Genomic DNA, 26920 nt, shown 5'->3' with positions numbered 1-26920 from the left:
TTACCATATCGCCCCCTCCCCAAACTTGCCGGAAAGTTCATAAAACATGTCCAAAAGCCTACTGATCGCCAAGAACCAGGAGCAGGAACTCGCCCTGCTGTCCAACCTTGCCAACCGCCACGGCTGCATCACCGGCGCTACCGGCACCGGCAAGACGGTCACGCTGCAGGCACTGGCCCAGGCCCTGTCCGGGATCGGCGTGCCGGTGTTCATGGCCGACGTCAAGGGCGACCTGTCCGGCCTGGCCAAGCCGGGTTCGGCCACGCCGCGCATCAAGGAGCGCCTTGACCTGCTGAAACTGGACGAGCCGGCATGGTCGGGCTGCCCGGTCACTTTCTGGGATGTGTTCGCCGAGAAAGGCCATCCGGTGCGCGCCACCGTGTCCGATCTCGGGCCGTTGCTGCTGTCGCGCATGCTGAACCTGAACGACGTCCAGGAAGGCGTGCTGCAACTGGTGTTCAAGGTCGCCGACGACCTCGGCCTGCTGTTGCTCGACCTCAAGGACCTGCGCGCGATGCTGCAGAACGTGGCGGAGAACGCAAGCGAGCTGCAGGCGGAGTACGGCAACATTTCCCCCGCCAGCGTGGGCGCCATCCAGCGCGGCCTGCTGGCGATCGAGGAGCAGGGCGGCGACAGGTTCTTCGGCGAGCCGATGCTCAACATCATGGATTTCATGCAGACCGACGCGCGCGGCAAGGGCATGGTCAACATCCTGGCCGCCGACAAGCTGCTGCATTCGCCGCGGCTGTACGCGATCTTCCTGCTGTGGATGCTGGCGGAGCTGTTCGAGCACCTGCCGGAGGTCGGCGACCTCGACAAGCCCAAGCTGGTGTTCTTCTTCGACGAGGCGCACCTGCTGTTCGATGAGGCGCCCAAGGCGTTGCTGCAGAAGATCGAGCAGGTGGTGCGCCTGATCCGCTCCAAGGGTGTGGGCGTGTATTTCGTCACGCAGAATCCGCTCGACATTCCCGACACCGTGCTCGGCCAGCTCGGTAACCGCGTGCAGCATGCGCTGCGCGCCTACACGCCGCGCGACCAGAAGGCGGTGCAGACAGCCGCCGAGACCTTCCGCCCCAATCCCAAGCTGAATACCGCGCAGGTGATTACCGAGCTGGGCGTCGGCGAGGCGCTGGTGTCCTTCCTCGATGAAAAGGGCCGTCCGAACATCGTCGAGCGCGCATTCATCGTGCCGCCCGCATCGCAGATCGGACCGGTCACCGATGACGAGCGCAAGGAAATCATGTCGAACTCCGTGGTCGCCGGCGTGTATGAAAAATCGGTCGACCGCGAATCCGCCTACGAAAAGCTGAAGGGCCGCGTCGCGAAGGAAATGCCGGCTGCCGAAGAAGCGAAACCGGCGAAGGGCAAGGCCGCAACCCAGGAAGAAGCGCCGGCGCAGTCCGGCGGCGGTCTCGGCGACATGCTGGGTGGCTTGTTAGGCGGAGGCGGCGGCGTCGGCCGGCGCAAGGACACGATGGTGGAGGCAATGGTCAAGTCCGCCGCGCGCAGCATCGGTTCGCAGGTTGGACGCGAGATTATCCGCGGCGTTCTAGGCTCGATCCTGAAGAGGTAACCCGTCTCAATGTAAGAAAATCACGTCCGGCGTAAAATCGCCGGATGCCTTCCACTACTGTTCCCTCATCGGCGCGCCAGGCTTTCCTGATCGGCCTGGCGATCGCCATCGCCGGCGCCATCCTGTTTTCGGCAAAGGCCATCGTCGCCAAGCTGATTTACCGCTACGACGTCGATGCCGTCACGTTGATCACCTTCCGCATGCTGTTTTCGCTGCCCTTCTTTGCCGCGGTCGCACTGTGGAAGTCGCACACCGAAGCGCCGCTGACCAACGGCGAGCGCGGCCGGATCGTGGTGCTCGGCCTGCTCGGCTATTACCTGTCCAGCTTTCTCGATTTCCTCGGCCTGCAATACATCTCCGCCGGCCTGGAGCGCCTGATCCTGTTCCTCACGCCGTCGTTCGTGCTGCTGATTTCGGTCTTCTTCCTGCGGAAGACGATCACGACGGTCGAATGGATGGCGCTCGGCACCGCTTACCTCGGAACCGTGTTGGTATTCTTGCACGACGTGCGGCTGGGCGGGGCGAACGTCGTGCTCGGCAGCGCATTCGTGCTCGGCAGCGCGGTGGCTTATGCCCTGTACCTGCTGCTGTCCGGCGAACTGGTCAGGCGTGTCGGATCGCTGCGCCTCGTCGCCTATGCGATGTGCGTGTCCAGCGTGGCATGCATCGTGCAGTTTTTCCTGCTCAGGCCGCCGTCGATGCTGGTGCAGCCGATGCAGGTGTACGGCCTGTCGCTGGTGAATGCCGTGTTTTGCACGGTGTTCCCGGTATATTTGACAATGGAAGCGGTGTCGCGCATCGGCCCCGCCACCGCGTCGCAGGCAGGAATGATCGGGCCGGTGTCGACCCTGTTCATGGGGGCGTTGGTCCTCGGTGAACCGATCACCGGCATCCAGCTGGCCGGCACGGCGCTCGTGCTGACCGGCATTTATTTGTTGTCCAGAAAGAGAGCATAGGGGAAACCATGGATCTGGGAATTGCAGGAAAACACGCGCTGGTCTGCGGCGCCAGCAAGGGACTCGGACGCGGCTGCGCGGAAGCGCTCGCCGCGGAAGGCGTGCATGTCACCCTCGTGGCGCGAACGGCCGATGCGCTGGATGCCACCGCGCAGGAGATCCGCCAGAAGACCGGCGTGACCGTGACGGCCGTCGCATGCGACATCACCACGCCGGAAGGACGCGCCAGAGCACTCGCCGCCTGCCCGCAGCCGGACATCCTCGTGACCAATGCCGGCGGGCCGCCGCCCGGCGATTTCCGCAAGTGGTCGCGCGACGACTGGATCGCGGCCCTCGACGCCAACATGCTGACACCCATCGAGTTGATCAAGGCCACTGTCGATGGCATGATGAATCGCCGCTTCGGCCGCATCGTCAACATCACGTCCAGCGCGGTGAAGGCGCCGATCGACATCCTCGGGTTGTCCAACGGCGCGCGCTCGGGCCTGACCGGCTTTGTCGCCGGCATCGCACGCAAGACGGTGGCGCATAACGTGACGATCAACAACCTGCTGCCGGGCCAGTTCGACACGGATCGCCTGAAGAAGACGCTGGGCTCCGCGGCCACCACCACGGGCAAGAGCATGGAGGAAGTGTTCGAGGCGCGGCGCATGCAGATTCCCGCGCAGCGCTTCGGCAACCCGGCGGAGTTTGGCGCGGTGTGTGCATTCCTGTGCAGCATGCATGCCGGGTACATGACGGGCCAGAACGTGCTGCTGGACGGCGGCAACTATCCGGGAACCTTTTAAGGAATCGAAGTGAAAAAACGCATCGCGCTGATTGCACACGACCAGAAGAAAGACGAGATGGTCGAGCTCGCTTCCGAGTTCGCCGACCTCTTGCGCCAGTGCATTCTCGTCGCCACCGGCACGACCGGCAAGCGGCTTCACGACGAAGTCGGCCTGACGGTGGAACGCAAGCTGTCGGGACCGTACGGCGGCGACCTGCAGATCGGCGCCGAGCTGGTCGAAGGCAAGATCGACTGCGTGATTTTCCTGCGCGACCCGATGACGCCGCAGCCGCATGAACCGGACATCAATGCGCTGGTGCGTGCGTGCGATGTCCACAACATTCCGTGCGCCACCAATGTCACGTCGGCGAGGCTGATGCTGTCGCAGATGGTGCCGCATCACCACCATACTCATAGTTAGGGAGCATACATGGCAAAGGCAATCCGAATCAACGCGGTCGGCGGACCGGAGGTGATGGAATACGTCGACGTCGAGGTCGGCGATCCCGGACCGGGCGAAGCGCGCGTGCGCCAGATGGCGTGCGGCCTGAACTACATCGATGTCTATTTCCGCACCGGCGCTTACCCGCAGCCGCTGCCGGCCGGCCTGGGAATGGAAGGGGCGGGCGTCGTCGAAGCCGTGGGCGAGGGCGTCAAGCACCTGCAACCCGGCGACCGCGTCGCCTATGCGGGACGTCCGACCGGCGCTTACGCGGAAGCGCGCGTCATGCCGGCATCCATCCTGGTGAAGCTGCCGGACTCCATCGATTTTGAAACCGGCGCGGCCATGATGCTGCAGGGCCTGACGGTGCAGTACCTGTTCCGCCGCACCTTTCCGCTCAAGGGCGGCGAGACCATCCTGTTCCACGCCGCTGCCGGCGGCGTCGGCCTTATCGCCTGCCAGTGGGCGCGGGCGCTGGGCGTGACCATGATCGGCACGGTCGGTTCCGATGAAAAGGCGGCACTGGCGAAGGCACACGGCTGCACGCACACCATCAACTACAACACCGAAAACTTCGTCGAGCGCGTCAAGGAAATCACCGGCGGCAAGGGCGTGCCTGTCGTCTATGATTCGATCGGCAAGGATACCTTCACCGGTTCGCTCGACAGCCTCTCGCCGCTGGGCATGATGGTCAGCTTCGGCAGCGCATCGGGTCCGGTGCCGCCGTTCGGGCTGCAGGAGCTCGCCTCGCGCGGCTCGCTGTTCATCACGCGTCCGACGCTCTTCACCTATACCGCCAAGCGCGATGACCTCGACAACATGGCGGCCGACCTGTTCGGCATGGTGGAAAGCAAGAAGGTCAAGATCGACATCAACCAGCGTTATGCGCTGAAGGATGTGGCCCAGGCGCACCGCGACCTGGAGGCGCGCAAGACCACCGGTTCTACCATCCTGCTGCCGTGAACGACGAGACCGACAACCCGATGAAGCACCCGCCCGAGCAGCCGGCCGGTTCCGACGATGCGCCCAGGTTCGGGCGCCTGCTGCTCGTCCTCGGTGCAGCGGTGCTGGTGATCGTTGCCGTCACTTTCGCGTCGGAAGCACTCTACTCCTGAACCCGGGAAGGCCGGCCCCGTGCCGGCCTGTGATGCCATGCCAGATCCGCACACACACCGCGCAGCAGGAAAAGCGGCGATCCCCCCGGATCGCCTGGCATTGCTGCACACCCTGGCGTTCGCCGCGCTGCGCCTGTGCACCGCGCAGAGCGACGCCTTCACGACCCGCCTTGAACAGGCGCTGGATTCCCGCGCCGCGGACGCCGCCGGCGAAGCAGACCGCACGCTGTTCCGTGCCGCGCAAAGCCATCTGGCGGAGCATCGCAGCACCTTCCAGCGCCTGGTTGCGGATTCGCTGCAAAGCGGGCTGATGCAGGCCATCCAGGATGTTGCCGACGACGCGGCCCATGGCGTCGACCGCGGGGCGCTCGACCTGAGCCTGATCACCTTCGATGCGATGGAGCGCAAGGTAATCGTCGATAACCTCAGCCAGGCGATCGACAGGGCCGGTGCGGAGGAGCTCGCCGTGCTCAGCCTGCGCATTGCCCATTGGCTCGGTGTGGACGAGATCGGTTCCCTGCGCAATCCATTTCGTTCCGAAGTGTTCCTGAAGGCAGTGGCCGATGCCTGGTTCACGTTCGACCCCGTGCAGGAGTCGCACCGGCTGGTCCTGCGGCAGATGGACCAGGCCGTCTTCCTCGAACTGCTCCCCATCTGGCGGGCGCTCAACCAGGAACTCGCGCTGCGCCATGTGCTCCCCGACGCGGAGCAGAAATACCGCAAGTGCGCAAAGCCGCGCGACACCATTCCGCCGGCGCCCGCGGACGAAGATCTTCGGCAGTGGCTGGCGCCGGAAGGCATGCTGAGGGTGATCGATGCGCGTGCCGCGGCGCTGGCGGATGCGCTGCTCGCATGCCTGTTGGATGTCGAGGCCGTTCCCGGCCGGATCAAGGGCTTGCTGGCATGCCTGGAAACGCCGCTCAGGCAGGCCGTTCTTGACGATCCCCGGTTCTTCTTCGACGCGCTGCATCCGGTGCGCCGCCTGCTGGAGGCCCTCCTTGCAGCAGGCCTCGGCTGCCGCACAGATGAAGGAGAAGACAGCCTGTTCCAATCCATCGAGGCGCTGTGCGCGCGCATTCCGGCAGCGGCACTGGCGCAGTACAAGGAGATCGCGGAAGAACTGGATGCCCTTGCCGCGCGCGAGGACCGCAAGCTGGGCGACAGGCTGCTTGCCGCCGTCGCCGACGCCGTCACCCAGGAGAACGTGGCGCAGGCGGAACGCCGTGCGGAACTGGACGTGCTCTCGCGCATCGAAAGCGGCGAGGCGGACCCGTTCATCGAATCCTTCCTGCAAACGCAATGGATGCGTGTCCTGGCCTTTGCCTACGGCGTGCGAGAGGCCAAGCCTGACGTGCTGCAGAAGGTCCTAACGGCCATGGACGAATTGCTCGGAAGCGTCAGGCCGAGGGAGAACGCGGAGGAGCGCAAGGAACTGGTGGAGCGCCTGCCTGCGCTGCTCTCCATGCTCAATGCCTGGCTGAATGTCGTGAAATGGGAAGGGCCGGAGCGGGAGGACTTCTTCGACAACCTGGCCGACCGTCATGCCGCCGCCATGCGCGGCGCCGACACGGACGCACGCCAGGCGCTGGAGCGCCGCATGGATGCCGTGGAGCGCGCCAGCGAACACCGCCTCGAGCGGCGCGCCCAGGAGCAGCGCGCGGAAGCGTTCGCGCCGTTCATGGAGGAAATCGATGGTCTGGAGGCGGGGACGTGGTTCGCGTTCGTGCGCAACGACGGCAGCAAGCTCAATTGCAGGCTGCTCTGGGCCAGTCCGGGAAGCAGCCGCTTCATCTTCGCCGGCAGGCAGGGCCAGCTGCTATTCACCCTCGACAGGGACGCGCTGGCGCAGGGAATGTATGCCGAGCGGGCGGTGCGCCTTCCCGCCGGGAAAATGGTCGGCCACGCGATATCCGCGGCACTGCACAGGCTCGGGGCGGCCTGATCACTGTTCCATCTTCAGTTCGATGCGCCGCGGGACACCGCTCTTGCCGGGAAAATCCGCAAACGCGCTGCGCACCATGTAGGGCATGATCGTCGCCAGCGTGCCGTTGGTGCCTTCGCTGACCACCGTCGTTTCGAACAGCTTCTTGCTGTCCGTCATGCGCGCCAGCGAGATGCGCAGCTGGCGGTTGAACAGCTGGTACTGCGACACGCGCTGTTCGACGATCGGCGGGCCGAACCAGAACGGATCGTAGAACGGGCCATAGTAGCCGCGCCATGCCGGACCGTACCAGTACGGATACGGATGCACGACCACCGGATACACCTCGCGCACATCGCGGCCGTCGATGCTGTAGCTGAGCGCAGCCTTCAACGCCGGCTTCGTGGAGACCGGCGCTTCGGTGAAGCCCAGCCGGTTCAGCTCGTTGCGCACCAGGTTTTCGTAATTGCGGTACTCGAGACTGTCGTTCTGCTCCTTCGTGCGTTCGAAGACGTAGGACTTGTCGGGCAGCGTCTCGGGCCACTCGTGGAAGGTGGTGACATCGCTCCTGATGATGGTGCCGCAGCCGGCGACCAAGGCGCTGACGGCCAGGATGCAGGCGGACAGCAAAGCTTTCATGATTCTCTCCAGCGACATATCTTGATGCCAGTATAGAAATTAGTTTCGGACGGCCGGCAAAAAGATCCGTAAGTTTTTGTAACTCAGCGCGGGCTTTCGAAAAAGAGGTAGTTCGAGCCGTAGTCGCTGATCTCGAAATACACCTTCTTCTCGCCCGGATCGACGACCATGTTCAGGTTTTCGTCCAGCACGCCGTAGCCGTAGCGGTAGGGCCGCGGCCGGTTGTCGTCGGTGCCGAACGCAGTCGAAATCTTGTCCACGCGGATGAAGCGCCGCACCAGCTTGTCGCCTGCGTACACCTCCAGCACGCCGTTGGTGCCGGTCCAGTTCTGCACGCTGCGGCTGATCTGGTTCTGCTGCTCCTGCGTGCAGGCTGCGAGCAATGCCGAAATGGCAACTACGAAAAGCGCAAAGGATGATTTCATCGAGATGGGCTCCAGTCCCTGACGGTTGGTAAAATAGCAGTTTCCAGCATTATCCCCCCGATTCACCGGATTTCCAGCCTATGCGCACCGACACTCCCCAGACGATTTATCGCAAGGATTACACGCCCCCCAGCTTCTGGGTCGATACTGTCGAAATGGGTTTCGACCTCGATCCCGAAGCCACCCATGTCGCCACCCGCATGACCATGCGGCGCAACCCGGACAGTCCGGTCAAGAACCTCGTGCTGGTCGGCGAATCGCTGCGCCTGGAGCAACTGCGCCTGAACGGCAAGGCGCTGAGCAAGCGCCAGTATGCGCTCGGCCACGGGACGCTCGAAATCTTCAACCCGCCCGACAATGTCACGCTCGAAATCGAGACCGTCACCCATCCCGGCATGAACACCTCGCTGATGGGCCTGTACGTCTCCAACGGCAACTTCTTTACCCAATGCGAAGCGGAAGGGTTCCGCAAGATCACCTATTTCCCCGACCGTCCGGACGTCATGGCGAAGTACACCGTGATGTTGCGCGCCGACAAGGAAAAATATCCGGTGCTGCTGTCCAACGGCAACCTGATTGAGCAGGGCGACATCGGCGATGGCCGCCATTACGCGGTATGGGAAGATCCGTTCAAGAAGCCGTCCTACCTGTTTGCGCTCGTCGCGGGCAAGCTCGTGTGCCAGGAAGAAACCTATACGCTCAAATCCGGCCGCGAAGTGCTGCTGCAGGTCTGGGTGGAAGAGGGCAACCTCGACAAGACCCAGCATGCGATGGATTCGCTCAAGAACAGCATCCGCTGGGACGAGGAACGCTTCGGCCTGGAACTCGACCTCGACCGCTTCATGATCGTCGCGGTGAGCGACTTCAACATGGGCGCGATGGAGAACAAGGGCCTCAACATCTTCAACACGAAGTTCGTGCTCGCCAATCCGCGCATCGCCACCGATACCGACTATGCCGGCATCGAATCCGTGGTCGGCCATGAATACTTCCACAACTGGACCGGCAACCGCGTCACCTGTCGCGACTGGTTCCAGCTCTCGTTGAAGGAAGGCCTGACCGTCTTCCGCGACCAGGAATTCTCCGCCGACCTGATCGGCACCGACAGCGGCCGCGCGGTCAAACGCATCGAGGACGTGCGCGTGCTGCGCCAGGCGCAATTCCCGGAAGACGCCGGCCCGATGGCGCATCCGGTGCGCCCCGATTCCTACGTCGAGATCAACAACTTCTACACCGTCACCATCTACGAGAAGGGCGCCGAAGTCGTGCGCATGGTCCAGACCCTGCTCGGACGCGACGGCTTCCGCAAGGGAATGGACCTGTACTTCCAGCGCCATGACGGCCAGGCCGTCGAGTGCGACGATTTCCGCCGCGCGATGGCGGATGCCAACGGTCGCGACCTGAAGCAATTCGAACTCTGGTACAGCCAGGCAGGCACGCCGCGCGTAACGGTGGAAGCCGACTACGACGAGGATGCGCAGACCTATGCCGTCACGCTGACGCAATCCTGCCCGCCGACACCCGGCCAGGCGGAAAAGAAACCCTTCCACATCCCGGTTGCCATCGGCCTGCTCGATTCGCGCGGCAACGACATGCCGCTGCACCTCGAAGGCGGATCACTGGATGACGCGCCATCCACGATGGTGCTGGAACTGACGGAGGCCAGCCAGACCTTCCGCTTCAAGCAGGTGGAAGAACGTCCGGTGCCCTCGGTGCTGCGCGGTTTCTCCGCCCCGGTCGTCCTCGACATCGAGTACACCGATGACGAGCTCGCCTTCCTGATGGCCAACGACAGCGACGCGTTCAACCGCTGGGAAGCGGGCCAGCGCCTGGCGATGCGCCGCATGCTGGCGCTGACCGAAGCGGTGCAGAACAATCACGCGCTGAGCGATGCCGAACTCGAAAAGAATGTGCTCAACGACGCCTTCCGCGCCACCCTCAATACCGATGCCCTCGACCCCGCCTTCCGCGAGCTCGCGCTCACGCTGCCGTCGGAAACGGTGGTGGCGGAACAGATGCAGGTCATCGACCCGCACGCCATCCACGCGGTGCGACGCTTCCTGCGCCGCTCGCTGGCATCGGCGCTGCGTGTCGACTGGATGGTCGCCTACCAGGCCAACCGCACACCCGGCACCTACAGCCCCGATGCTGCTTCCGCCGGCAAGCGCGCACTGAAGAACCTCGCCCTGTCCTATATCGCCGACAACGACGACGCGGAAGCGCATCACCTCGCGCAGACCCAGTACGACAATGCGAACAACATGACCGACCGCATTGCCGCGCTCACCGCGCTGGCCAACAGCAGCGCCCCCGGCCGCAACGACGCGCTGGCCAGCTTCTATGAAGAGTTCGAGCAGGAAGCGCTGGTGATCGATAAATGGTTCTCGCTGCAGGCCATGTCGCGCACGACCGACGTTGCCGCAGTGCGCGCGCTGATGAAGCATCCGGCCTTCACATTGAAGAACCCGAACCGCGCCCGCAGCCTGATCTTCAGCTTCTGCAACGGCAACCCGTCGCAGTTCCACGCAGTGGACGGCAGCGGCTATGAATTCTGGGCCGAACAGGTGACCGCGCTCAACGCCATCAACCCGCAGGTCGCTGCCCGCCTGGCGCGCAGCCTCGACCGCTGGCGCAAGTACGCACCGGCCCTGCAGGAAAAGATGCATGCCGCACTGAAGAAGGTCGCACGCACCAAGGACCTGTCGAAAGACGTACTCGAAGTCATTACCAAATCCCTGTCCAACTAAAACGCATCTACCGGAAAAATCCATGAAAAGAGTCAGCCTGACGCAGTACCTAGTGGAAGAACAGCGTCTCTACAACAACATTCCCGCCGAGCTGCGCCTGCTGATCGAAGTGGTCGCGCGTTCGTGCAAGACCATCAGCCATGCGGTCGGCAAGGGCGCGCTGGGTGAAGTGCTCGGCACCGCAGGCAGTGAAAACGTGCAGGGTGAAGTGCAAAAGAAACTGGACGTCATCTCGAACGAAATGCTGCTCGAAGCCAACGAGTGGGGCGGTCACCTGGCCGCCATGGCGTCGGAGGAAATGGAAGAGATCTTCCCCATTCCCAACCGCTATCCCAAGGGCGAATACCTGCTGCTGTTCGATCCGCTCGACGGCTCCAGCAACATTGATGTCAACGTCTCCATCGGAACAATCTTCTCCGTGCTGAAGGCACCGGACGGCATGGGCACGCCGACGGAAAAGGACTTCCTCCAGTGCGGCGCCAAGCAGGTTGCTGCAGGCTACGCCGTGTACGGCCCGCAGACCGTGCTGGTGCTCACCACCGGCAATGGCGTCAACTGCTTCACGCTCGACCGTGAAATGGGCTCCTGGGTGCTCACCCAGCGCAAGATGCAGATCCCGTCCGAGACGAAGGAATACGCCATCAATGCATCGAACGCGCGCCACTGGTATCCGCCGGTCAAGCGCTACGTCGACGAAATGCTCGCCGGCGAAACGGGCCCGCGCCAGAAGAACTTCAACATGCGCTGGATCGCCTCCATGGTCGCCGACGTGCACCGCATCCTGAATCGCGGCGGCATCTTCATGTACCCGGCCGACGCGCGCGAACCGGACAAGCCGGGCAAGCTGCGCCTGATGTACGAAGCCAACCCGATGTCTTTCATCGTGGAGCAGGCGGGCGGCGCGGCGACCAACGGCAAGCAGCGCATCCTCGACATCCAGCCGACGAAGCTGCACGAGCGCGTGGCGGTGTTCCTGGGATCGCGCAGCGAAGTGGAGCGCGTGACGAGCTATCACGCCGAGTAAGGGTTGCCGGTTTGAGGGGCGGGGATGCCCCTCTGGCCGTTAATTCCCGAGTAATTTACTGGTGTTTTTCTGCAAATAATGCCGTCACGGCAAGACCGGGAAACGTCGCACTAGCGGATCTGTAACTTTTTTTGGTAGAATCGCCGTTTTCGCTGATGTAGCTCAGTTGGTAGAGCAACTGATTCGTAATCAGTAGGTCGGAAGTTCGATTCTTCTCATCAGCACCAGAAATCAGAAACGGCTCGCAGAAATGCGGGCCGTTTTGCTTTTGGCTCGCCGAGAAGTTGGCCATGGCCAAGTTTCACCATCCGGCGTAGACTGGCAAAGCCTCCGGTAATCCCCCCCCTTTTTGAGGCGACCTCCAACTTCCCAGAGGAGTCCATATGCCCCTGCGCCCCCTTGCCAAAGGCCTCTTCCTGTCACTGTGCTTCCTCGCTTCGATAGCAACGGCGGCCTCCCTGTCAGATCTGTCCAACCAGGACGCCTCCAGCGGACTGAAGGCGGCGCTGGAGCGCGGATCGAATGCTGCTGTCGCACGGCTCGGCGTCGAAAACGGTTTCCTCAACAATGACAAGGTGAAGATCCAGCTGCCGTCGGTTCTCGAACAGGCCCGGCCGCTCCTGAAAATGACCGGGAAGGGCAAGCAGCTCGACGAACTGGTCGTATCCATGAACCGCGCGGCGGAAGCGGCCGTCCCGATGGCCAAGCCGTTGCTGGTCAATGCGGTCAAGTCCATGACGCTGACCGATGCCAAGCAGATCCTGACCGGCAGCGATACGTCGGTGACGGATTTCTTCCGCGAGAAGACTTCGTCCGAACTTGCCGTGAAATTCCTGCCGATCGTGAAGAAGATCACCGATCGCTCCAATCTCTCGGCGACGTATAACGGCGCAATGGCGCAGGCATCCAAAATGGGCCTTGGATCGGAACAGGCAACCGTGGAAGGCTATGTGACCCAAAAGGCGCTCGACGGCCTGTATACGATCATCGCCGAAGAAGAGAAGGCGATTCGCAAGGACCCGGTCGGTACCGGGAGCAAGATCATCGGCAAGGTGTTCGGCGCCATCAACTGAGGAACATGGCCGCGCCTGGCCGATGAAAACTCAATGCGCGTAGATGGGCCGCGGCCGCCCGAGCAGGAAGCCTTGTACCTTGTTCACCTTCAATTCCCTCAGGACACGCAGTTCCGATTCGGTTTCGACGCCCTCTGCAACGATCTTGCTGCCGGTTTCCTTCGCGAACCGGATCAGCGCCGCAGCCAGCGCGCGCGAGTTCACGTCAATGTCGATGCGCTGGATGAGACTGCTGTCGAGCTTGATGATGTCCGGCTTCAGTTTGAGTATGTGGCGGAAGCTGGCAAATCCTGCGCCGGCATCGTCCACTGCGAGCCGCAGTCCTTTTTTCCTCAGTGAGGCGAGCTGGCGGGCGATCGAGGAGTAGTCGTCCACCAGAGCATGTTCGGTCACTTCCAGAACCACGCGGTCCAGGGGATGGCCGTCGAGCGCGGCGGGTAGGGAACCTTTGAGTACGGTCTCGGGTGAAACGTTTATCGAGACGTATGTGTCCAGTGGAAGACAGGACAGCGCGCCAAGCGCCTTTCTGATGACGGCAAGTTCCAGTTCTTCCTGGTATCCCACTTCAGCGGCCTCGGCAAACCAGCAGTCCGGCGAGCGGGGCGGATCCGACGGGAAGCGGGCGAGTGCTTCGTGTCCCACCAGCCTGTTTTCGGCGACGTGGATGATCGGCTGGTAGTGGATGTCGAAGTGCTCCTTCTCCAGGACGTTGATGAGCCGTGTTCTTGTCTCGTTCCGCAGATGCGCCAGGGCGTGCCGCTCCATGACCTTGCCGACGAAGTTCGCAAACAGGCGCACGGTTTCGAGATGATGGCTGTTCAGTGCCTCATTGGCGTGCCCGCTGAAACAGCAAAAGGTGCCATACACGGCGCCATCGCTGAAACGTATCGGCACGCCGAGGTAATTGCCTATGTGCAGATGATCGGTAATCGGCAGCTTGAGCGCCTCGAGGTTCTTCGCGGTATCCGTGATGAGTTCCGGCATGCGTCCGTCGAGCACGCGCTGGCAGTAGGTTTCCTCGAGCGGATCCGAGGCGTTGGCCCGGATCGAGGTGCACTCCTCGCAACTGTCGACGTATCTGAAAATCCTTCGTCCGCCGGTGAATTCGGAAACGAACGCGACGTCCATATCGAGCAGCGTGCGTACCGAGTGCAGCGCGTCCGAAATGATGATGTCAGGCGAGGTGGAGTTTCGGCCGCCGTCATATCGGTGTCCATTCGGGGCAGTGCCTGTCCTGCTGCTGACATGAGCCGATTCTGTTTGCTGATTCATTGAAGTCATGAACGAGAAAGAGAAAGCGGCAAAGCGCCCGCTTCAGGCGCGCAGCCCTTCCAAGCGTCGAGAGCCCATACTAGAAAGCGGCCTTGTCCGCGTATATGACCTGGATCAAATTTTACAAAACCGTTCGCTTGCGTCGCTTCAGCCACGCGCCTGGGGGATATATGCCCGGCAGCATCGCCTGATGACCGGTTGTGTACTGGTTTTCTGAATACCCGCAAGCCGCCGGTTCATTCTCCTTGTTGTTGACCGCGCTCAATCCAATCCTTTCTTTCCCCGTGTCCGCTCCGGACATGCCACACTATGGACGAAAAGGAGCGCTGGCAATGACCATACTTGTTTCAGTGAAGATCAACGACGGCATCGTCATGGCTGCGGACAGCGCGAGCTCGTTCGAAAGCGGGATGGTGTATCACCACGCGCACAAGATCAGGAATATCGTTGAGCGCATCCCTGTCGGCGTGATGGTTGCCGGGTCGGGCGGTATCGGGAACGAGTCTGTCGACACACTGCTGAAAGACCTGGGTGTACGGTTGCGCGGTGACGATGCGCGGTATCCGGACTGGAAGCTCGATCCCCGTGACTATACGGTCGAGCAAGTCGCGCTGCGCGTGCGGCAATTCCTGTTTGAGGAAAAGGTCCGGGCTCACGCAGGGCCGGTCAGTTCGCAGATCAGGTTGTGCGGGTATTCCGCGGGCAGGCCGCTGGCGGAGGCGTGGGACATCCTGTTGAGCGATTCAGGTTGCCCGCCGCCGGTGTGCGTGCAGCGGGAAGAAGACTTCGGTCCGCGATGGGCGGGAGACGGCGAAGCCCTGGATCGGCTCGTGCTGGGCGTGAGCAGCCGCTTTGCCGGCCTTGCCGAAGAGCAGGGACTCGTGGCAACGCATGGGCAGGATGTCCGCAGCGGCGTGGCACCCGGCCTGTATGAGCTGTTGTTCCTTGAGGCGATGCCTCTATCGGATGCGGCCGAGCTTGCGCAGTTTCTCGTTGAAACCACGATCGGATTCATTCGCTTCTCTGTGTCCAGGCAGAAGACCGTGGGCGGGCCGGTCGAGATCGCAGCCATCAGCAAGCATGAGGGGTTTCACTGGATCAAGGGCGGCGAGGCGCACTTGCAGAGATCATGATGGTTGTCGCTCGAAAACGACCGCTTCTGTACGCCTGTTATGCTGCGTGGTCATTGATTGCATAGCCGGATCGCCTCATTTCGGCGTCCAAATCCGACTTGGCAAGACTGACGAGGCTGCCAGCCTTGCCCTGCAAATGTCGCAGCGCGCGATTGATTTCGCGTAACTTCGCTTGCAGCTCCTGCCGTTCGACGAACAAGCGTTTCGCATGCAGGTACTCGGGCGCGGTGCGCATGGAGTCAGTGATGCGAATTCCAAGATTCTTGATCATATGTTCCTTCCGTCGTGCGGCCCATTCTACGTGCTTTTCAAAATGGTAAGTAACTATTTGTTGTTGCTTTTGGAATCTTGGTTTTTCCGGTTCACGGCAGCAAGAGATGGATGGCAGTGCACGAACCGGGCATGAATGGCGGTGTCTCAACTTTTACGCAGCAAGCTGCTGCGCGATGTGATTCAGCCCGTTCCTGAAAGCGATGCTTTATGCCTGTCAACACTGTCCTCATCATCACGGACGACGCATCAGACGCCGGAGCGCTCAAGAAGACGCTGGCTATGGCCAGGGATGGTCCGTTTAACGTCGAATGGAACAGGTGGCTGGCGGATGGCCTGGCACGCTTGCGGAAAGGCAATGTCGACATCGTACTGCTGGACTTGTTTCTGCCGGACAGCCAAGGGATAGCCACATTTGATGCCTTGTTCGAGCGCGTACCGCATATACCGGCCATGGTTCTGTCCGACCAGCGTAATGAAGACCTTGCGGTGGCGGCTGTACAGCGCGGTGCGCAGGGCTATCTGTCCAAGGATTTCTTTGAACACGCACTGATTCCGCAGGCCCTGCGCAGCATCATCCAGAGAAAAAAGATCGAAGAGGCCTTGTACGTCGAGAAGGAGCGGGTACGCGTCACGCTGGAGTCCATCGGGGATGGCGTGCTCAGCACCGATGTTTCATGCAACATTACCTACCTGAACAGGGAAGCCGAGCGGATGACAGGATGGCCGCGCGACGAGGCGTGCGGCAGGCCCATTGCGGATGTCTTTCATCTCATTGACGGCAATACGCGCGAGCCTGCCCGCAATCCCATCGAACTGGTCATCGAGCGGAAGAAAAGCATGTCGCTTCACGCCATGTCCGTACTTGTGCGGCGGGATGGATATGAATCGCCGATAGAAGACTCGGTGGCGCCGATTTTTGACAGGCATGGTGAAGTCACCGGCGCGGTCGTGACCTTCCATGACGTATCGGAAGCAAAGGCGATGGCGCAGAAAATGGAGCATCTCGCCCAGCACGATTACCTGACGGGCCTGCCGAATCGCATGTTGCTGAACGACAGGCTGCAACAGGCGATGGCATATGCGCACCGCCATGGCACCCAGGTCGCGGTCCTGTACCTGGATCTCGACAATTTCAAGCACATCAATGACTCGCTAGGACATTCGGTGGGTGACAAGCTGCTGGAGTCGGTCGCCGGCCGGCTGGTTGCGCAAGTCCGCCATTCCGACACGGTAAGCCGGCAGGGCGGCGACGAGTTCGTGGTGCTGGTCCTGGAAGATGTCCAGGCGGAGCGAACGACGGTGATCGGAGAAAAGATCCTTCGGGCGCTGGCGTCTCCACACCATATCGATGGCAATGAACTCCATATCACCACCAGTATTGGAATCAGTCTTTTCCCGACGGACGGTGAAGATGGCGAAACGCTGCTCAAGAATGCCGATACCGCGATGTACCATGCAAAGACGAAGGGCAAGAACAACTACCAGTTCTTCAATCTCGAGATGAACGCGTTGGCGGTCGAACGCCAGACGACGGAAGCAGAGCTGCGGTGCGCCATCGATCGTGGCGAATTCGCCTTGTACTACCAGCCGAAAATCGATCTGCTCACCGGGCGCGTTACTGGTGTCGAGGCGCTGGTCCGCTGGTTGCATCCTGACCGCGGAGTCGTACTTCCGGAGTCATTCATTCCGGTGGCGGAGGATTCAGGACTGATCGTCCCCATCGGACGAATGATCCTCCGTCAGGCGTGCACCCAGGCCAAGGCCTGGCTGGACCAGGGACTGCCGTCCATGTCAGTCGCCGTGAATGTGTCTGCCATCGAGTTTCGCGACAGGCGGTTTATCGAAAATGTCCGCGATGTGCTCGAGGAAACAGGCCTGGAGCCTCGGTTTCTTGAACTTGAGCTGACAGAAACCGTTCTGATGAGGAATGTCGAGTCGAGCAGCGCTATCCTGCATGCCTTGAAGGAAGTGGGTGTGCAGCTTGCCGTCGATGACTTTGGTACGGGATATTCCAGCCTGAGTTACCTGAGCCGCTTCCCTGTTGATGTGTTGAAGATCGACCAGTCCTTCATACAGACGATTTCCGGAACCGGCGGCAACGGCGTCATTGTCAGTGCGGTAATCGGTATGGGTGCCAGCCTGAGGCAGAGGGTGATTGCCGAAGGCGTGGAAACCGACGAGCAGTTGCGCTTCCTGCATGCGCATCATTGCAATGAAGGACAAGGATACCTCTTCAGCCCGCCGGTACCCTCGGACGACCTGGAAGCGATCATCAGGGCGCGCGTCGCGCAATCCGGGCTGGCGCTGCATTAACGTACTAATGCAGCACGCCGTTGAATGGTTCGGCATTGAACATATCGCGTCCATCCTCGCTCTTTTCCGATGCCGGAAGCTGCAACTCGATATGCTGACCCTTGATGCTGTTGCGGTACATTGCGGCGCCGATGAGCAACAGCCTTCGCAAGTCCTGCGCCGAGATGCGGGTTTGCATGTCGTCGACCGCGGCTGCATAGACCTTGGCGACGCAAACAGGATCGATGTCCTCGGTCTCAACTTGCGTGATGAAGGCCAGGATTTCGTCTTGGTCCATGATGTGTCCCTCGTCCGGTATTGTGGCTTGTGTTGAAACAGCGAGTGTTTTTGGTATGGCTGTGGCGCACATCGAAGGTTCCATTTTTGTGCGTTTCGCCGGATTTCTGAGCCGAAAAAGAAGAAAGCCCGTCAATGACGGGCTTTCGTTTCCACTCTGGCATTTGGGACCCAGGCTATCTGCAGGGTGTCCCAAGGATCATCGGGTTGCAACCCATGCTATCTGCATGGTGCGCGCACCTTGAAATCCGTTGGCAGCTGCCGCCGGCGCTTGCGCGTCTGGCAGAGCGTAGAAATTTAGATCGGACGAATGTTCGTTGCCTTGGCGCCCTTGGGGCCAGTGCCGCGCTCGAAGGACACGCGCTGGTTTTCGGCGAGGCTCTTGAAGCCGGTGGACTGGATGTCCTGGAAGTGGGCGAAGAGGTCGTCGCCGCCTTCATCGGGTTTGATGAAGCCGAAGCCCTTGGCGTCGTTGAACCATTTGACGGTGCCGGTTTGTGTTTGCATGCTCATGAGGATTCCTATCGGATTGGGGTGAAGGCTTGCGCCAGAAAATACGCTCTGGACCAAGAAATACGACCGAAGGGAATCAGACAGGAATGGCTCTGGAGATAGAGCAAGACGGGAACGAGACCAGCAAAGACGACGACTTGATGCAAGTGCGATGGGCCACTATACACGCAAACCGCCAGCGCACCTAATGGTATCGGTATTTATTTTTTCTTCCCCGGCGACAACCCGGGCAATACCGCTTTAATGCCTGAAGCCGCCGCGGTCAGGATGCGGACTCGGCCAGTTTTCGCATGCAGGGAAGAGGTCTTCGAGCGGTACGCTCTGCCTGCTTTGTTCAACACCATAGCGGTAGATCGCGCCGCCGATCTGAATGAATTCTGCCAGTTCATCATCCTGCAGGCGTTCCGATAATGGCTCCAGGCAAGTAGCGAGCTTGGCGGCAATGGTAAAGGCGTCTCCCTCGAACTGGCTTTCCTTGCGCATGATCAGCGCCATGATTTCAAACTTGGTCATGATGGATACTCCCAAAAAGGAATGCCAAGCATAAGGCGTACCGCTCCCGTCGCATGACCAGCTCATGCAACCGCTCGCACCAGGCGAATTCCATGGTGCTCGCCAGCGTCATCGTCGCGATGTTTGCAAAAGGACAATCATGAGCCACGCAATCAACCAACCCTGCCTCTCTGAAGAGGGCATCACATTCACTGTCGTCGTCGATTCCGTCAAGCGCGAGTGCCTGATCACGCCGCAAGCCTTGCACAAGCTGTCTTCTTTCAAGGGCGATGACGAGGATGTCGACATGATGGAAATCTTCCACAGCTTCGAGTCGAACATCAGCGGCGTTGCGCGCAGGCTGGTCGCCGCCGGTGTGGAAGGGACGCCGCTGGTCATGCGCCCGGAAACGTTCAATTCGCCGCGTACCCGGTAATTTTTTCCGGCCGGCGATGTACCGCTTGCTCATCCTGCGCTCACGCGCGCTGAGCGGGGATGGGCGGCATGTGGTATAGTGCGGCGTCCGATGGCGGATTATCCGCTTGGACGGAGCCGGTGTCCTCACCTCGTCTCTTTCAGTCCTTATAGGTCGTGCAGGCATGAAAAAAGCCTGCGTTCGCCGACCACTTCATCGTTCCGCCGATCCCCGGCGCCGTTAATTCCTCGCCAGGCCTGCCAGTTTGAGGCACGGCGTCTTTTGATCCCCTGCGCCAGGCGTTTGCGCAGTCTCTGCAACCAAGGAATGAGGCCATCTTGTTCTGGCAGGGCATTTTGCGCCGGCAGCCGTTGACGCACTTTTAGTATTGGACCGTAGCATGGCTAAAGAAGAATTGCTTGAAATGAGTGGCCTCGTGACCGAGGTGCTCCCGGATTCCCGTTTTCGTGTGAACCTGGAAAATGGCCACCAGTTGATCGCTTACACTTCCGGCAAGATGCGCCAGCACCACATCCGCATCCTTGCCGGCGACAAGGTGTCGATCGAACTGTCGCCCTATGACCTGAGCAAAGGTCGTATCACCTTCCGCCATCTCGAAAAGCGCGGACCGGTTTCCACCGGCTACCAGCGCCGTCGCTGACACGCATCTGCGTGGCATTCCCGCCACGCAATCAAACCTCTTCACTCCGCACTATCACCCGATCCCCGGATAGTCGAGCACTAGCCGGTGATGCAGGTGACGGGCCTGACGCAATGCGTCCAGCAGCCGTGCGCGGTCGCTTGCGTCGAGCATGGACGGCACGACATGGTTGTGGATTTCCTCACCACGCCGGTAACAGGCCTGCTGGTTCTTCAACCGAAGCGACTGGATAAAGTGGAATCCATTGATCCAGCCCTCCGCCTCGGTCGGATGCAAACGGTTTGCCTTCACTGCCAGGCGGAACCGGTCCGCCGTGTTCACGGCATGGGAGCCGCTGGCAAGGCCGTAGATGCGACCGCCGTCGACAAAGAGGGCGGCTGCCTTCATCTTGAGGTCGATGGTGCCCCGGTGCTTTCCCTTTCTTTCCACGGCAAACCGCCGGATCAGCCCGAGCGGGACTTCACGTTGCAAGGCGTTGGCGGCCATCTGGTAAAGGAAGCGCGGGTTCCCGGATGCTTCCTGCGCCAGCCAGTTTCCCAATTCCTCGGCAAGCGCATGCGCACCGTATAGCGGACGCAGGTCGAAGAAGATGGTGGCATTGAGCAGCGCCTGCGGATCGCCTTCGAAAATCCATTCCCGGAAGCGTTCCTTCCACTCGGCCAGGCTGAGGCAGCAGTCCGGGTTGCCTGCCATGACATTGCCCCTGCACAGGGGAAAGCCGCAGGCATCGAGGGCGTCGTTGATCCGCTTTGCCAGGTCGAGGAGGCGTGCACGGCCGCTTTCTCCCTCACCCTCAAAAATGATGCCGTTGTCCTGGTCGCTCGAGAGCGTCTGTTCCTGGCGGCCTTCGCTGCCGAGCGCAATCCAGCACCATGGCAAGTTGCCTGGTATGGCATCGGCGGCAACTATCTCGATCACGCGACGCGTCAGTATGTCGTTGACGGTTGAAATAATGCGCGTCGCCGGTTCGGAACCTCCCATGTCGTCCGCCAATTGGTGTGCAAGGGTGCGAATCCTTGCAGCGGCCAGCTTCACGCCTTGCACGTCGTTGGCGGCGGCAACAATGGCATGCGCCTGCTGCAATGCCGGCGTATTCAGGCCGGCTGCGGGATCAGGGCACGGTGTGTTCGGGTCGAGCATGTCGGTTGTTTATCGCAACGGCCTGCGGCGAAAATAAAAATCTATGGTCACCCTCCTATTTGCAACTGGGAGTTCAGACGATATGAAGTGGCTTGCATAAATCTATCCGGCGTCATTTGGAGCAGTGCTCCGCGCCACGATGAGAATCGCGCCTGACAGTCCTAAAAAAACCCGCGGCTTCAAAGAGCCCATTTATTTGACAGGTTGTCCGTCAGGCCGGTGTGCCGTTCATGTCATCCAATTTCTTCAGTCGCAAAACCAGTTGGGTGTGTCAAATCTACTGCAGGATGGACCGGGAATTATGCTACGGCACCCTCGGTCCGGTATTGGGTATGCTTGGCTGCCATCGACCACGCCATGCGCGCCAGCTTGTTGGCCAGTGCGCAGGCAACTACATTGGAATGGCGCCGCAACAGCAGCTCGCGTACCCACTCTGCGAGGCGACCGGTTTGTCGGTCAAGGCGCTGCATATAGGCACGGGCGCATTGCACTAACAACTGCCGAAGGTGCTTGTCGCCACGCTTGCTGATGCCGAGCAGGTTGGCCTTGCCACCAGTACTATACTGTCGCGGTACCAGCCCAATTGATGCGGCAAAGTCGCGGCTGCAGCGATACTGCTTGCCGTCCCCAACCTCCGCCGACAGGAGGCTCGCCGTAATCGGGCCCAGCCCTGGAACCACCAGCAGACGTTGGCCCAGGTCATCGTCGGCCAATTGCCGAACCAGTTCCTTCTCCACTTCGATAATCTGTTCCACCAGGTATTTGTAATGAGCATGCAGTCGTTCCAGCAGGGATACCAGCCGTGCTGGCAGTCGGTGTTCTGCCAGCACGGAACATAGACGGGTGATAACGGCTTGACCAATGGGGAGGCTGATGCCGAATTCCAGCAGGAAGCCGTGGATCTGGTTGGTCGTCTTGACCTTGTCGCGCACCAAGGATTCTCGCACTCGGTGCAACGCGCCCAGCACCTGCTGGGCTTCCGTCTTCGGTGTAACGAAACGCATGTTGGGGCGCGACGCCGCTTCACAGATCGCTTCGGCGTCGATGAAATCGTTCTTGTTGCCCTTAACGAAGGGGCGGACGAATTGGGGATTGATAAGCTTCACATCGTGTCCAAATGAAGCCAGGTGCCGGGCCATATGGTGAGCGCCGGCGCACGCTTCCATTACGATAGTGCAGGGTTGGAACGTTGCAAGGAACTCAAGCAGTTGCTTGCGGGAGAACTTCTTGCGAAAGACGGCTTTGCCGCGGCGATCCTGGCCGTGCAGGTGGAAAGAATGCTTCCCAAGGTCAATACCAATCAGCGTTACGTCTTCCATGATGATCTCCGCTCCAAGTAAAAACACCCTACTAGCGTAGTCGCTGATAGGGTGGAGGGTGACCATCTCATTAAACCCCGGAGATCGCTCCCCGGGGTTGCATCGAGTCTGCCTGTTTAATGGGCAGAAGCAGCTGCCGCGCCGATGCCGGTTTCGGAGCGGATCTTCTGCGCTTCGTAACCGACGCGGTCCTTGCGGGAACGCTCGCTGCTGTCGAGGATGGAGAACAGCCAGATGCCGACGAAACCGGCGGTCATCGAGAACAGGGCCGGGGAAGTATACGGGAAGATTTCACTCTTGTAACCGAACACGTCCACCCACACCGACTTCGACAGCACGGTCAGGACCACAGCCGTGATCAGGCCGAGGAAGCCGCCGATCGTTGCGCCACGCGTGGTGCAGCCCTTCCACAGCACCGACATGAACAGTACCGGGAAGTTGGCCGACGCGGCGATCGCGAAGGCCAGCGACACCATGAACGCGATGTTCTGCTTCTCGAACACGATGCCGAGGACGACCGCGATGATGCCGAGCACGATGGTGGTCGCGCGCGAGACACGCAGTTCGTTTTCGCTGGTTGCCTGGCCCTTCTTGATGACGGTGGCGTACAGGTCGTGCGACACGGCCGATGCGCCGGACAGCGTGAGGCCGGCGACCACGGCGAGGATGGTGGCGAAGGCCACGGCCGAGATGAAGCCGAGGAACACGTTGCCGCCCACTGCGGTGGCGAGATGGATCGCCGCCATGTTGTTGCCGCCGAGGAGCTTGCCTGCTGCATCCTTGAAGTCCGGATTGGTGCTCACCAGCACGATCGCGCCGAAGCCGATGATGAAGGTCAGGATGTAGAAGTAGGCGATCCAGGTGGTGGCCCAGAACACCGACTTGCGTGCTTCCTTCGCGCTCGGCACGGTGAAGAAACGCATCAGGATGTGCGGCAGGCCGGCGGTGCCGAACATGAGCGCCATGCCGAACGAAACTGCCGAGATCGGGTCGCGGATGAAGGTGCCGGGGGACATGATGGCGTCCTTCTTCTCGTGGATTTCGACCGACTTGGCGAACAGCGCTTCCGGGCTGAAGTTGAACTGCGACATGACGACGAAGGCCATGAACGATGCGCCCGACAGCAGCAGGATCGCCTTGATGATCTGCACCCAGGTGGTGGCCGTCATGCCGCCGAAGAGCACGTACACCATCATCAGCGAACCGACCAGGACGACCGCGACCCAGTACTCGAGGCCGAACAGCAGCTTGATGAGCTGGCCTGCGCCGACCATCTGCGCGATCAGGTAGAACGCGACGACGACCAGCGTGCCCGATGCGGCGAAGGCGCGGATCGGCTTTTGCTCGAAGCGGTAGGCGGCGACGTCGGCGAAGGTGAAGCGGCCGAGGTTGCGCAGGCGTTCCGCCATCAGGAAGGTGATGATGGGCCAGCCGACGAGGAAGCCGATCGAGTAGATCAGGCCGTCGTAGCCGTTCAGGAACACCGCGGCGGAAATGCCGAGGAAGGATGCGGCCGACATGTAGTCGCCTGCAATTGCGAGGCCGTTCTGGAAGCCGGAGATGCCGCCGCCGGCCGTATAGAAGTCAGCGGCGGACTTGGTCTTGGCCGCGGCCCACTTGGTGATGAACAGGGTGAAGATGACGAACACGCCGAACATCGAGATGGCGGTCCAGTTCGTCGCCTGCTTTTCTGCCTGGCCGAGGTCGCCGCCGGCCGCGAATGCGGCGCCGGTTGCGGCCAGCAGGGCCAGTGCCGGGAGAATGCGCTTGAGGGCCTGCATCACATCACCTCCTTGCGGATCTGCGCGGTGAGTTCATCGAACTCGCCGTTGGCGCGGCGCACGTAAACGCCGGTGATGATGACGGTGAACACGATCACGAACAGGCCGATGGGAATGCCCCAGGTCGTCACGCCGGCGCCCATCTTCTGGCCCAGCAATTCCTTGTTGAAGGCGACCAGCATGATGAAGCCATAGTAGGCGACCATCATGATCCACGTGAGCGTCCATCCGTAGGTGGAGCGGCTAGATACCAGCTTCTGGTATTTCTGATTCGATTTGACCTTCTGGACAATATCGTCTTCCATTTTCACGTCCTCAATGTGTGACTCATAAGAGCTTGCGAGGATACGTGCGCTGACTTACTGATCCCTTACCCGCGTAAGGGGATTGCGATTTCTTCGCTCTGCGCGCGGAAAATCGACGAAGGTTTGATGCAGATCATCCGTGCCGCTCTGTCTTTGTCATTTCGATGACAATTTCATTGCGGCTCTCGCTGCCGCAAGCATGTCTTCCGATATGGACTTGCGGCCGAGTACCCGGCTGATGACAATGGCGCCGACCATCTGCGAGAGCAGTGCCATTGCTTTCTCCCGCTTTTCTTCTGTCGTTCCTGCAGGCATGAAGGAGGCAAGCGTGCCCAGCTGCTGGATCACTTCCTGTGCGAAGGCGTCGCGCACGGCCGATTCCTGTCGCGCGATCTCGGGGCCGAGGGCGGCGATCGCGCAGCCGGCGCCGGGGGCATCGCGGTGCCGGGGAGAGAGGTAGAGCTCGACGATTTCGCGCAGGCCCTTTTCGCCGTCTTTCTCGAGGATGCCTTTCCACCGCGCCGTGGTCTGTTCAAGCGCATGCGCCGCCGCTTCGGCAGCCAGTGCTTCCTTCGAGGCGAAGTGGCCATAGAACGCGCCATGCGTCATCCCTGCGACTTGCATGACCTCGGCGACGCCGACGTTCTCGAAACCGCGTTCACGGAACAACCTGCCTGCGGCTTCCAGGATGCGTTCGCGGTTGGCCGCCATCTGCTCGCGAGATACCTTCATGATCCATCCTTGACTTTTTACATGATGGTCATCATAATAAATTTAATCATGACAGTCATCATGATTAAAGGCCGAAGCTGACGGCGCCGGCCTCACCATTTATTTGGCGACGCAGGAGTGACAGGGGCCGCTCCGGGGATCGCTTTACTTTCGAAAAGGAATGCAAATGAGATTCAAGGACAAGGTCGTATTGATTACCGGCGGGAACAGCGGCATCGGACTGGCGACCGCGAAGCGCGTGGTGGAAGAAGGCGGCGCGGTCATCATCACCGGGCGCGACCGCAACAGCCTGGATGCGGCAGTGGAAGCGATCGGTGCGCGCGCGGCAGGGGTGGTGGCGGATGTCACCAGCCTTGGCGACCTCGACCGGCTGTATGCGGGCATCCGCGAGAAATACGGCAGGCTGGACGGATTGTTCGCCAATGCGGGCATAGCCACCTTCCAACCCATCGAGACCGTGACGGAAGCGGCCTATGACGCGCTGATGAACACCAATGTGAAAGGCGTGTTCTTCACCATCCAGAAGGCCATTCCCTTGCTGGCGAGCGGCGCGTCCGTCGTCGTGAACGCTTCGGTGACGCAGGAAACCGGTGTGCCGATGACCGCGGTCTACTCGGCGGGCAAGGCCGCGGTGCGCTCCATGGCGCGCACCTTCTCGGGCGAATTGCTCGGCCGCGGTATACGTGTGAACGCGGTCAGCCCGGGGCCGGTCGAGACGCCCATCTGGCAGCGCACCGGCGGCCTGCCGAAGGAGGCTGCGGCGGGCATGGTGGCGCGGATCAAGGAAAGCAATCCAATGAAACGCTACGGCAAGCCGGAAGAGGTGGCGTCGGCCGTCGCCTTCCTGCTGTCTCCGGAATCCTCCTACATGGCGGGTTCGACGATCTATGTGGATGGCGGCGCCACACAGCTGTAACGCAGAAGCGCAGCCGGCTTCCGGCTGCGCACATCCTTCAGATGGGAAACACCAGGCAGGTGGTCGTGGCGTGGGCGTACAGCCTGCCCTGCGCATCCACGATGCGCCCTTCCGCGGTCGCGACCTGGCCGCCGAGGTGGATCACCTTGCCTTCGGCGCGGATGGGGCCGGTCTTGTCGGTGAGGGCGCGGACGAAGTTGATCTTCAATTCAAGTGTGGTGTAGCCCTTGCCGGCGGGCAGCATGCTGTGGATCGCGCAACCGACGCAGGAATCGAGCAGGGTTGCCGCATAACCGCCGTGGACGGAACCGATGGGGTTGTAATGCTGCGGTCCCGGCGTGCCCTGGAAGACCATCAGGCCCGGCTCGACCTTCACTGGCACGAAGTCGAGCAGTTCGCCGATGGGCGCGGGAGGAAGTTCGCCGCGCATGATGCCGAGAAGGAAGTCAACGCCCGAACGCTCGCGCAACTGCTCGCGCGATGCAACGCCGGCCGGGATCAATGCGGGCCGGACGGCTGCTTCATCGGCTTGCCATTCTTTCTGGGGATCTTGCAGGTTCATTGCGCGCCTCTCTGGAAAAGTCGGTGGAAGATAGGCCGGCGTAAAGCCGCCGGCAAAACATATGCATATACACTATAATCGATTTCGCGTATAAATATGCATATACATATACATCCTGTGGTGAAGGAGAAAA

General features: G+C 61.0%; 28 protein-coding genes and 1 tRNA gene. 16 read left to right on the top strand and 13 right to left on the bottom strand.

Annotated elements, in window-relative coordinates:
* The first annotated feature begins 46 nt into the window (after positions 1-46).
* From AC3WOY_RS08465 to AC3WOY_RS08435, 7 genes are read left to right on the top strand one after another with little or no spacing between them, the layout of a single operon-like run.
* Positions 47-1573, top strand: a complete 1527-nt coding sequence (locus tag AC3WOY_RS08465; RefSeq protein ID WP_492422672.1) for a helicase HerA-like C-terminal domain-containing protein — start codon at positions 47-49, stop codon at positions 1571-1573.
* A gap of 44 nt (positions 1574-1617) precedes the next feature.
* Positions 1618-2529: a DMT family transporter gene (locus tag AC3WOY_RS08460; protein WP_492422670.1), complete on the top strand. Its 912-nt coding sequence runs from the start codon at positions 1618-1620 to the stop codon at positions 2527-2529.
* Between the two features lie 8 nt (positions 2530-2537).
* Positions 2538-3317: an SDR family oxidoreductase gene (locus AC3WOY_RS08455; RefSeq protein WP_492422668.1), complete on the top strand. Its 780-nt coding sequence runs from the start codon at positions 2538-2540 to the stop codon at positions 3315-3317.
* 9 nt (positions 3318-3326) lie between these two features.
* Positions 3327-3719 carry a methylglyoxal synthase gene (locus AC3WOY_RS08450; protein ID WP_492422666.1) on the top strand — a complete coding sequence of 131 codons (393 nt, stop codon included), beginning with the start codon at positions 3327-3329 and terminating at the stop codon, positions 3717-3719.
* 9 nt (positions 3720-3728) lie between these two features.
* A complete protein-coding gene (locus AC3WOY_RS08445; RefSeq protein WP_492422664.1) occupies positions 3729-4703 on the top strand; it encodes a quinone oxidoreductase family protein in 975 nt (324 codons plus the stop codon).
* Positions 4700-4855 carry a hypothetical protein gene (locus AC3WOY_RS08440; RefSeq protein WP_492422662.1) on the top strand — a complete coding sequence of 52 codons (156 nt, stop codon included), beginning with the start codon at positions 4700-4702 and terminating at the stop codon, positions 4853-4855. The genes AC3WOY_RS08445 and AC3WOY_RS08440 overlap by 4 nt, the downstream gene beginning before the upstream one ends.
* Before the next feature lie 37 nt (positions 4856-4892).
* Complete coding sequence (locus tag AC3WOY_RS08435; protein WP_492422660.1) at positions 4893-6797, top strand: DUF1631 family protein; 1905 nt, start codon at positions 4893-4895, stop codon at positions 6795-6797.
* Here AC3WOY_RS08435 and AC3WOY_RS08430 read toward each other — a convergent pair whose 3' ends face one another.
* Entirely contained in the window at positions 6798-7415 is a 618-nt protein-coding gene (locus AC3WOY_RS08430; RefSeq protein WP_492422658.1) for a DUF4136 domain-containing protein, read from the bottom strand.
* 83 nt (positions 7416-7498) lie between these two features.
* On the bottom strand, positions 7499-7840 hold the full coding sequence (locus AC3WOY_RS08425; protein WP_492422656.1) for a hypothetical protein: 342 nt from the start codon (positions 7838-7840) through the stop codon (positions 7499-7501).
* An 80-nt stretch (positions 7841-7920) separates the two neighbouring features.
* Here AC3WOY_RS08425 and pepN point away from each other — a divergent pair, with 80 nt between their 5' ends.
* The 4 genes from pepN (at position 7921) to AC3WOY_RS08405 (ending at position 12684) form a co-directional block, all read left to right on the top strand.
* On the top strand, positions 7921-10587 hold the full coding sequence (gene pepN / locus AC3WOY_RS08420; RefSeq protein ID WP_492422654.1) for an aminopeptidase N: 2667 nt from the start codon (positions 7921-7923) through the stop codon (positions 10585-10587).
* 22 nt (positions 10588-10609) lie between these two features.
* On the top strand, positions 10610-11611 hold the full coding sequence (locus AC3WOY_RS08415; RefSeq protein ID WP_492422652.1) for a class 1 fructose-bisphosphatase: 1002 nt from the start codon (positions 10610-10612) through the stop codon (positions 11609-11611).
* A 151-nt stretch (positions 11612-11762) separates the two neighbouring features.
* Positions 11763-11838: transfer RNA gene (locus tag AC3WOY_RS08410), tRNA-Thr, on the top strand.
* A 156-nt stretch (positions 11839-11994) separates the two neighbouring features.
* Positions 11995-12684: a DUF4197 domain-containing protein gene (locus AC3WOY_RS08405; RefSeq protein ID WP_492422650.1), complete on the top strand. Its 690-nt coding sequence runs from the start codon at positions 11995-11997 to the stop codon at positions 12682-12684.
* Positions 12685-12714: 30 nt separating this feature from the next.
* On the opposite strand, the gene AC3WOY_RS08400 is transcribed toward AC3WOY_RS08405, so the two are convergent.
* On the bottom strand, positions 12715-13956 hold the full coding sequence (locus AC3WOY_RS08400) for a sensor domain-containing phosphodiesterase (protein ID WP_492422648.1): 1242 nt from the start codon (positions 13954-13956) through the stop codon (positions 12715-12717).
* Positions 13957-14288: 332 nt separating this feature from the next.
* On the opposite strand from AC3WOY_RS08400, the gene AC3WOY_RS08395 reads away from it, so the two are divergent.
* On the top strand, positions 14289-15089 hold the full coding sequence (locus AC3WOY_RS08395) for an Ntn hydrolase family protein (RefSeq protein ID WP_492422646.1): 801 nt from the start codon (positions 14289-14291) through the stop codon (positions 15087-15089).
* Between the two features lie 37 nt (positions 15090-15126).
* Here the strand turns inward: AC3WOY_RS08395 and AC3WOY_RS08390 are convergent, their stop codons facing one another.
* Entirely contained in the window at positions 15127-15360 is a 234-nt protein-coding gene (locus AC3WOY_RS08390) for a hypothetical protein (protein ID WP_492422644.1), read from the bottom strand.
* Between the two features lie 209 nt (positions 15361-15569).
* Here AC3WOY_RS08390 and AC3WOY_RS08385 point away from each other — a divergent pair, with 209 nt between their 5' ends.
* Entirely contained in the window at positions 15570-17675 is a 2106-nt protein-coding gene (locus AC3WOY_RS08385; protein ID WP_492422642.1) for a putative bifunctional diguanylate cyclase/phosphodiesterase, read from the top strand.
* A 4-nt stretch (positions 17676-17679) separates the two neighbouring features.
* Here AC3WOY_RS08385 and AC3WOY_RS08380 read toward each other — a convergent pair whose 3' ends face one another.
* The 3 genes from AC3WOY_RS08380 to AC3WOY_RS08370 form a co-directional block, all read right to left on the bottom strand.
* Positions 17680-17952 carry a hypothetical protein gene (locus AC3WOY_RS08380; RefSeq protein ID WP_492422640.1) on the bottom strand — a complete coding sequence of 91 codons (273 nt, stop codon included), beginning with the start codon at positions 17950-17952 and terminating at the stop codon, positions 17680-17682.
* Between the two features lie 296 nt (positions 17953-18248).
* On the bottom strand, positions 18249-18458 hold the full coding sequence (locus AC3WOY_RS08375; RefSeq protein ID WP_492429236.1) for a cold-shock protein: 210 nt from the start codon (positions 18456-18458) through the stop codon (positions 18249-18251).
* A gap of 246 nt (positions 18459-18704) precedes the next feature.
* Positions 18705-18977, bottom strand: coding sequence for a hypothetical protein (locus AC3WOY_RS08370; RefSeq protein WP_492422638.1), 273 nt, complete (start codon positions 18975-18977; stop codon positions 18705-18707).
* A 139-nt stretch (positions 18978-19116) separates the two neighbouring features.
* Here AC3WOY_RS08370 and AC3WOY_RS08365 point away from each other — a divergent pair, with 139 nt between their 5' ends.
* Both AC3WOY_RS08365 and infA read left to right on the top strand, forming a co-directional pair.
* Positions 19117-19392, top strand: a complete 276-nt coding sequence (locus AC3WOY_RS08365; RefSeq protein WP_492422636.1) for a DUF1488 family protein — start codon at positions 19117-19119, stop codon at positions 19390-19392.
* Positions 19393-19771: 379 nt separating this feature from the next.
* Entirely contained in the window at positions 19772-20032 is a 261-nt protein-coding gene (gene infA / locus AC3WOY_RS08360; RefSeq protein ID WP_492422634.1) for a translation initiation factor IF-1, read from the top strand.
* A 54-nt stretch (positions 20033-20086) separates the two neighbouring features.
* Here infA and AC3WOY_RS08355 read toward each other — a convergent pair whose 3' ends face one another.
* The 5 genes from AC3WOY_RS08355 to AC3WOY_RS08335 form a co-directional block, all read right to left on the bottom strand.
* On the bottom strand, positions 20087-21172 hold the full coding sequence (locus AC3WOY_RS08355) for a DUF294 nucleotidyltransferase-like domain-containing protein (RefSeq protein ID WP_492422632.1): 1086 nt from the start codon (positions 21170-21172) through the stop codon (positions 20087-20089).
* Between the two features lie 299 nt (positions 21173-21471).
* The gene (locus AC3WOY_RS08350) at positions 21472-22491 is read right to left on the bottom strand and encodes an IS110 family RNA-guided transposase (RefSeq protein ID WP_492421991.1); all 1020 of its coding nucleotides are present in this window, start codon (positions 22489-22491) and stop codon (positions 21472-21474) included.
* A 116-nt stretch (positions 22492-22607) separates the two neighbouring features.
* Positions 22608-24272, bottom strand: a complete 1665-nt coding sequence (locus AC3WOY_RS08345) for a cation acetate symporter (protein ID WP_492422630.1) — start codon at positions 24270-24272, stop codon at positions 22608-22610.
* A complete protein-coding gene (locus AC3WOY_RS08340; protein ID WP_492422628.1) occupies positions 24272-24577 on the bottom strand; it encodes a DUF485 domain-containing protein in 306 nt (101 codons plus the stop codon). Before AC3WOY_RS08340 ends, AC3WOY_RS08345 begins: the two co-directional genes overlap by 1 nt.
* Positions 24578-24733: 156 nt before the next feature.
* On the bottom strand, positions 24734-25309 hold the full coding sequence (locus AC3WOY_RS08335; RefSeq protein WP_492422626.1) for a TetR/AcrR family transcriptional regulator: 576 nt from the start codon (positions 25307-25309) through the stop codon (positions 24734-24736).
* A gap of 166 nt (positions 25310-25475) precedes the next feature.
* On the opposite strand from AC3WOY_RS08335, the gene AC3WOY_RS08330 reads away from it, so the two are divergent.
* Positions 25476-26225 carry an SDR family oxidoreductase gene (locus tag AC3WOY_RS08330; protein ID WP_492422624.1) on the top strand — a complete coding sequence of 250 codons (750 nt, stop codon included), beginning with the start codon at positions 25476-25478 and terminating at the stop codon, positions 26223-26225.
* A gap of 37 nt (positions 26226-26262) precedes the next feature.
* Here AC3WOY_RS08330 and AC3WOY_RS08325 read toward each other — a convergent pair whose 3' ends face one another.
* Positions 26263-26787 (bottom strand): PaaI family thioesterase, encoded by a 525-nt coding sequence (locus tag AC3WOY_RS08325; protein ID WP_492422622.1) that lies wholly within the window; start codon positions 26785-26787, stop codon positions 26263-26265.
* Between the last annotated feature and the right edge of the window lie 133 nt (positions 26788-26920).

It is taken from the genome of Noviherbaspirillum sp. FW303-A3 (assembly GCF_058788695.1).
This window is presented reverse-complemented; position numbering and strand designations above follow the sequence as displayed.

What these genes read in the sequence shown, in the direction of transcription:
- AC3WOY_RS08330 (WP_492422624.1), top strand. Translation starts at nt 25,476, where the DNA reads ATGAGATTCAAGGACAAGGTCGTATTGATTACCGGCGGGAACAGCGGC.
- AC3WOY_RS08460 (WP_492422670.1), top strand. Translation starts at nt 1,618, where the DNA reads ATGCCTTCCACTACTGTTCCCTCATCGGCGCGCCAGGCTTTCCTGATC.
- AC3WOY_RS08445 (WP_492422664.1), top strand. Translation starts at nt 3,729, where the DNA reads ATGGCAAAGGCAATCCGAATCAACGCGGTCGGCGGACCGGAGGTGATG.
- AC3WOY_RS08355 (WP_492422632.1), bottom strand. Translation starts at nt 21,172, where the DNA reads ATGCTCGACCCGAACACACCGTGCCCTGATCCCGCAGCCGGCCTGAAT.
- AC3WOY_RS08335 (WP_492422626.1), bottom strand. Translation starts at nt 25,309, where the DNA reads ATGAAGGTATCTCGCGAGCAGATGGCGGCCAACCGCGAACGCATCCTG.
- AC3WOY_RS08375 (WP_492429236.1), bottom strand. Translation starts at nt 18,458, where the DNA reads ATGCAAACACAAACCGGCACCGTCAAATGGTTCAACGACGCCAAGGGC.
- AC3WOY_RS08435 (WP_492422660.1), top strand. Translation starts at nt 4,893, where the DNA reads ATGCCAGATCCGCACACACACCGCGCAGCAGGAAAAGCGGCGATCCCC.
- AC3WOY_RS08345 (WP_492422630.1), bottom strand. Translation starts at nt 24,272, where the DNA reads ATGCAGGCCCTCAAGCGCATTCTCCCGGCACTGGCCCTGCTGGCCGCA.
- AC3WOY_RS08405 (WP_492422650.1), top strand. Translation starts at nt 11,995, where the DNA reads ATGCCCCTGCGCCCCCTTGCCAAAGGCCTCTTCCTGTCACTGTGCTTC.
- AC3WOY_RS08385 (WP_492422642.1), top strand. Translation starts at nt 15,570, where the DNA reads ATGCCTGTCAACACTGTCCTCATCATCACGGACGACGCATCAGACGCC.
- pepN (WP_492422654.1), top strand. Translation starts at nt 7,921, where the DNA reads ATGCGCACCGACACTCCCCAGACGATTTATCGCAAGGATTACACGCCC.
- infA (WP_492422634.1), top strand. Translation starts at nt 19,772, where the DNA reads ATGGCTAAAGAAGAATTGCTTGAAATGAGTGGCCTCGTGACCGAGGTG.
- AC3WOY_RS08400 (WP_492422648.1), bottom strand. Translation starts at nt 13,956, where the DNA reads ATGAATCAGCAAACAGAATCGGCTCATGTCAGCAGCAGGACAGGCACT.
- AC3WOY_RS08415 (WP_492422652.1), top strand. Translation starts at nt 10,610, where the DNA reads ATGAAAAGAGTCAGCCTGACGCAGTACCTAGTGGAAGAACAGCGTCTC.
- AC3WOY_RS08395 (WP_492422646.1), top strand. Translation starts at nt 14,289, where the DNA reads ATGACCATACTTGTTTCAGTGAAGATCAACGACGGCATCGTCATGGCT.
- AC3WOY_RS08390 (WP_492422644.1), bottom strand. Translation starts at nt 15,360, where the DNA reads ATGATCAAGAATCTTGGAATTCGCATCACTGACTCCATGCGCACCGCG.
- AC3WOY_RS08455 (WP_492422668.1), top strand. Translation starts at nt 2,538, where the DNA reads ATGGATCTGGGAATTGCAGGAAAACACGCGCTGGTCTGCGGCGCCAGC.
- AC3WOY_RS08380 (WP_492422640.1), bottom strand. Translation starts at nt 17,952, where the DNA reads ATGGACCAAGACGAAATCCTGGCCTTCATCACGCAAGTTGAGACCGAG.
- AC3WOY_RS08350 (WP_492421991.1), bottom strand. Translation starts at nt 22,491, where the DNA reads ATGGAAGACGTAACGCTGATTGGTATTGACCTTGGGAAGCATTCTTTC.
- AC3WOY_RS08340 (WP_492422628.1), bottom strand. Translation starts at nt 24,577, where the DNA reads ATGGAAGACGATATTGTCCAGAAGGTCAAATCGAATCAGAAATACCAG.
- AC3WOY_RS08370 (WP_492422638.1), bottom strand. Translation starts at nt 18,977, where the DNA reads ATGACCAAGTTTGAAATCATGGCGCTGATCATGCGCAAGGAAAGCCAG.
- AC3WOY_RS08325 (WP_492422622.1), bottom strand. Translation starts at nt 26,787, where the DNA reads ATGAACCTGCAAGATCCCCAGAAAGAATGGCAAGCCGATGAAGCAGCC.
- AC3WOY_RS08425 (WP_492422656.1), bottom strand. Translation starts at nt 7,840, where the DNA reads ATGAAATCATCCTTTGCGCTTTTCGTAGTTGCCATTTCGGCATTGCTC.
- AC3WOY_RS08365 (WP_492422636.1), top strand. Translation starts at nt 19,117, where the DNA reads ATGAGCCACGCAATCAACCAACCCTGCCTCTCTGAAGAGGGCATCACA.
- AC3WOY_RS08465 (WP_492422672.1), top strand. Translation starts at nt 47, where the DNA reads ATGTCCAAAAGCCTACTGATCGCCAAGAACCAGGAGCAGGAACTCGCC.
- AC3WOY_RS08430 (WP_492422658.1), bottom strand. Translation starts at nt 7,415, where the DNA reads ATGAAAGCTTTGCTGTCCGCCTGCATCCTGGCCGTCAGCGCCTTGGTC.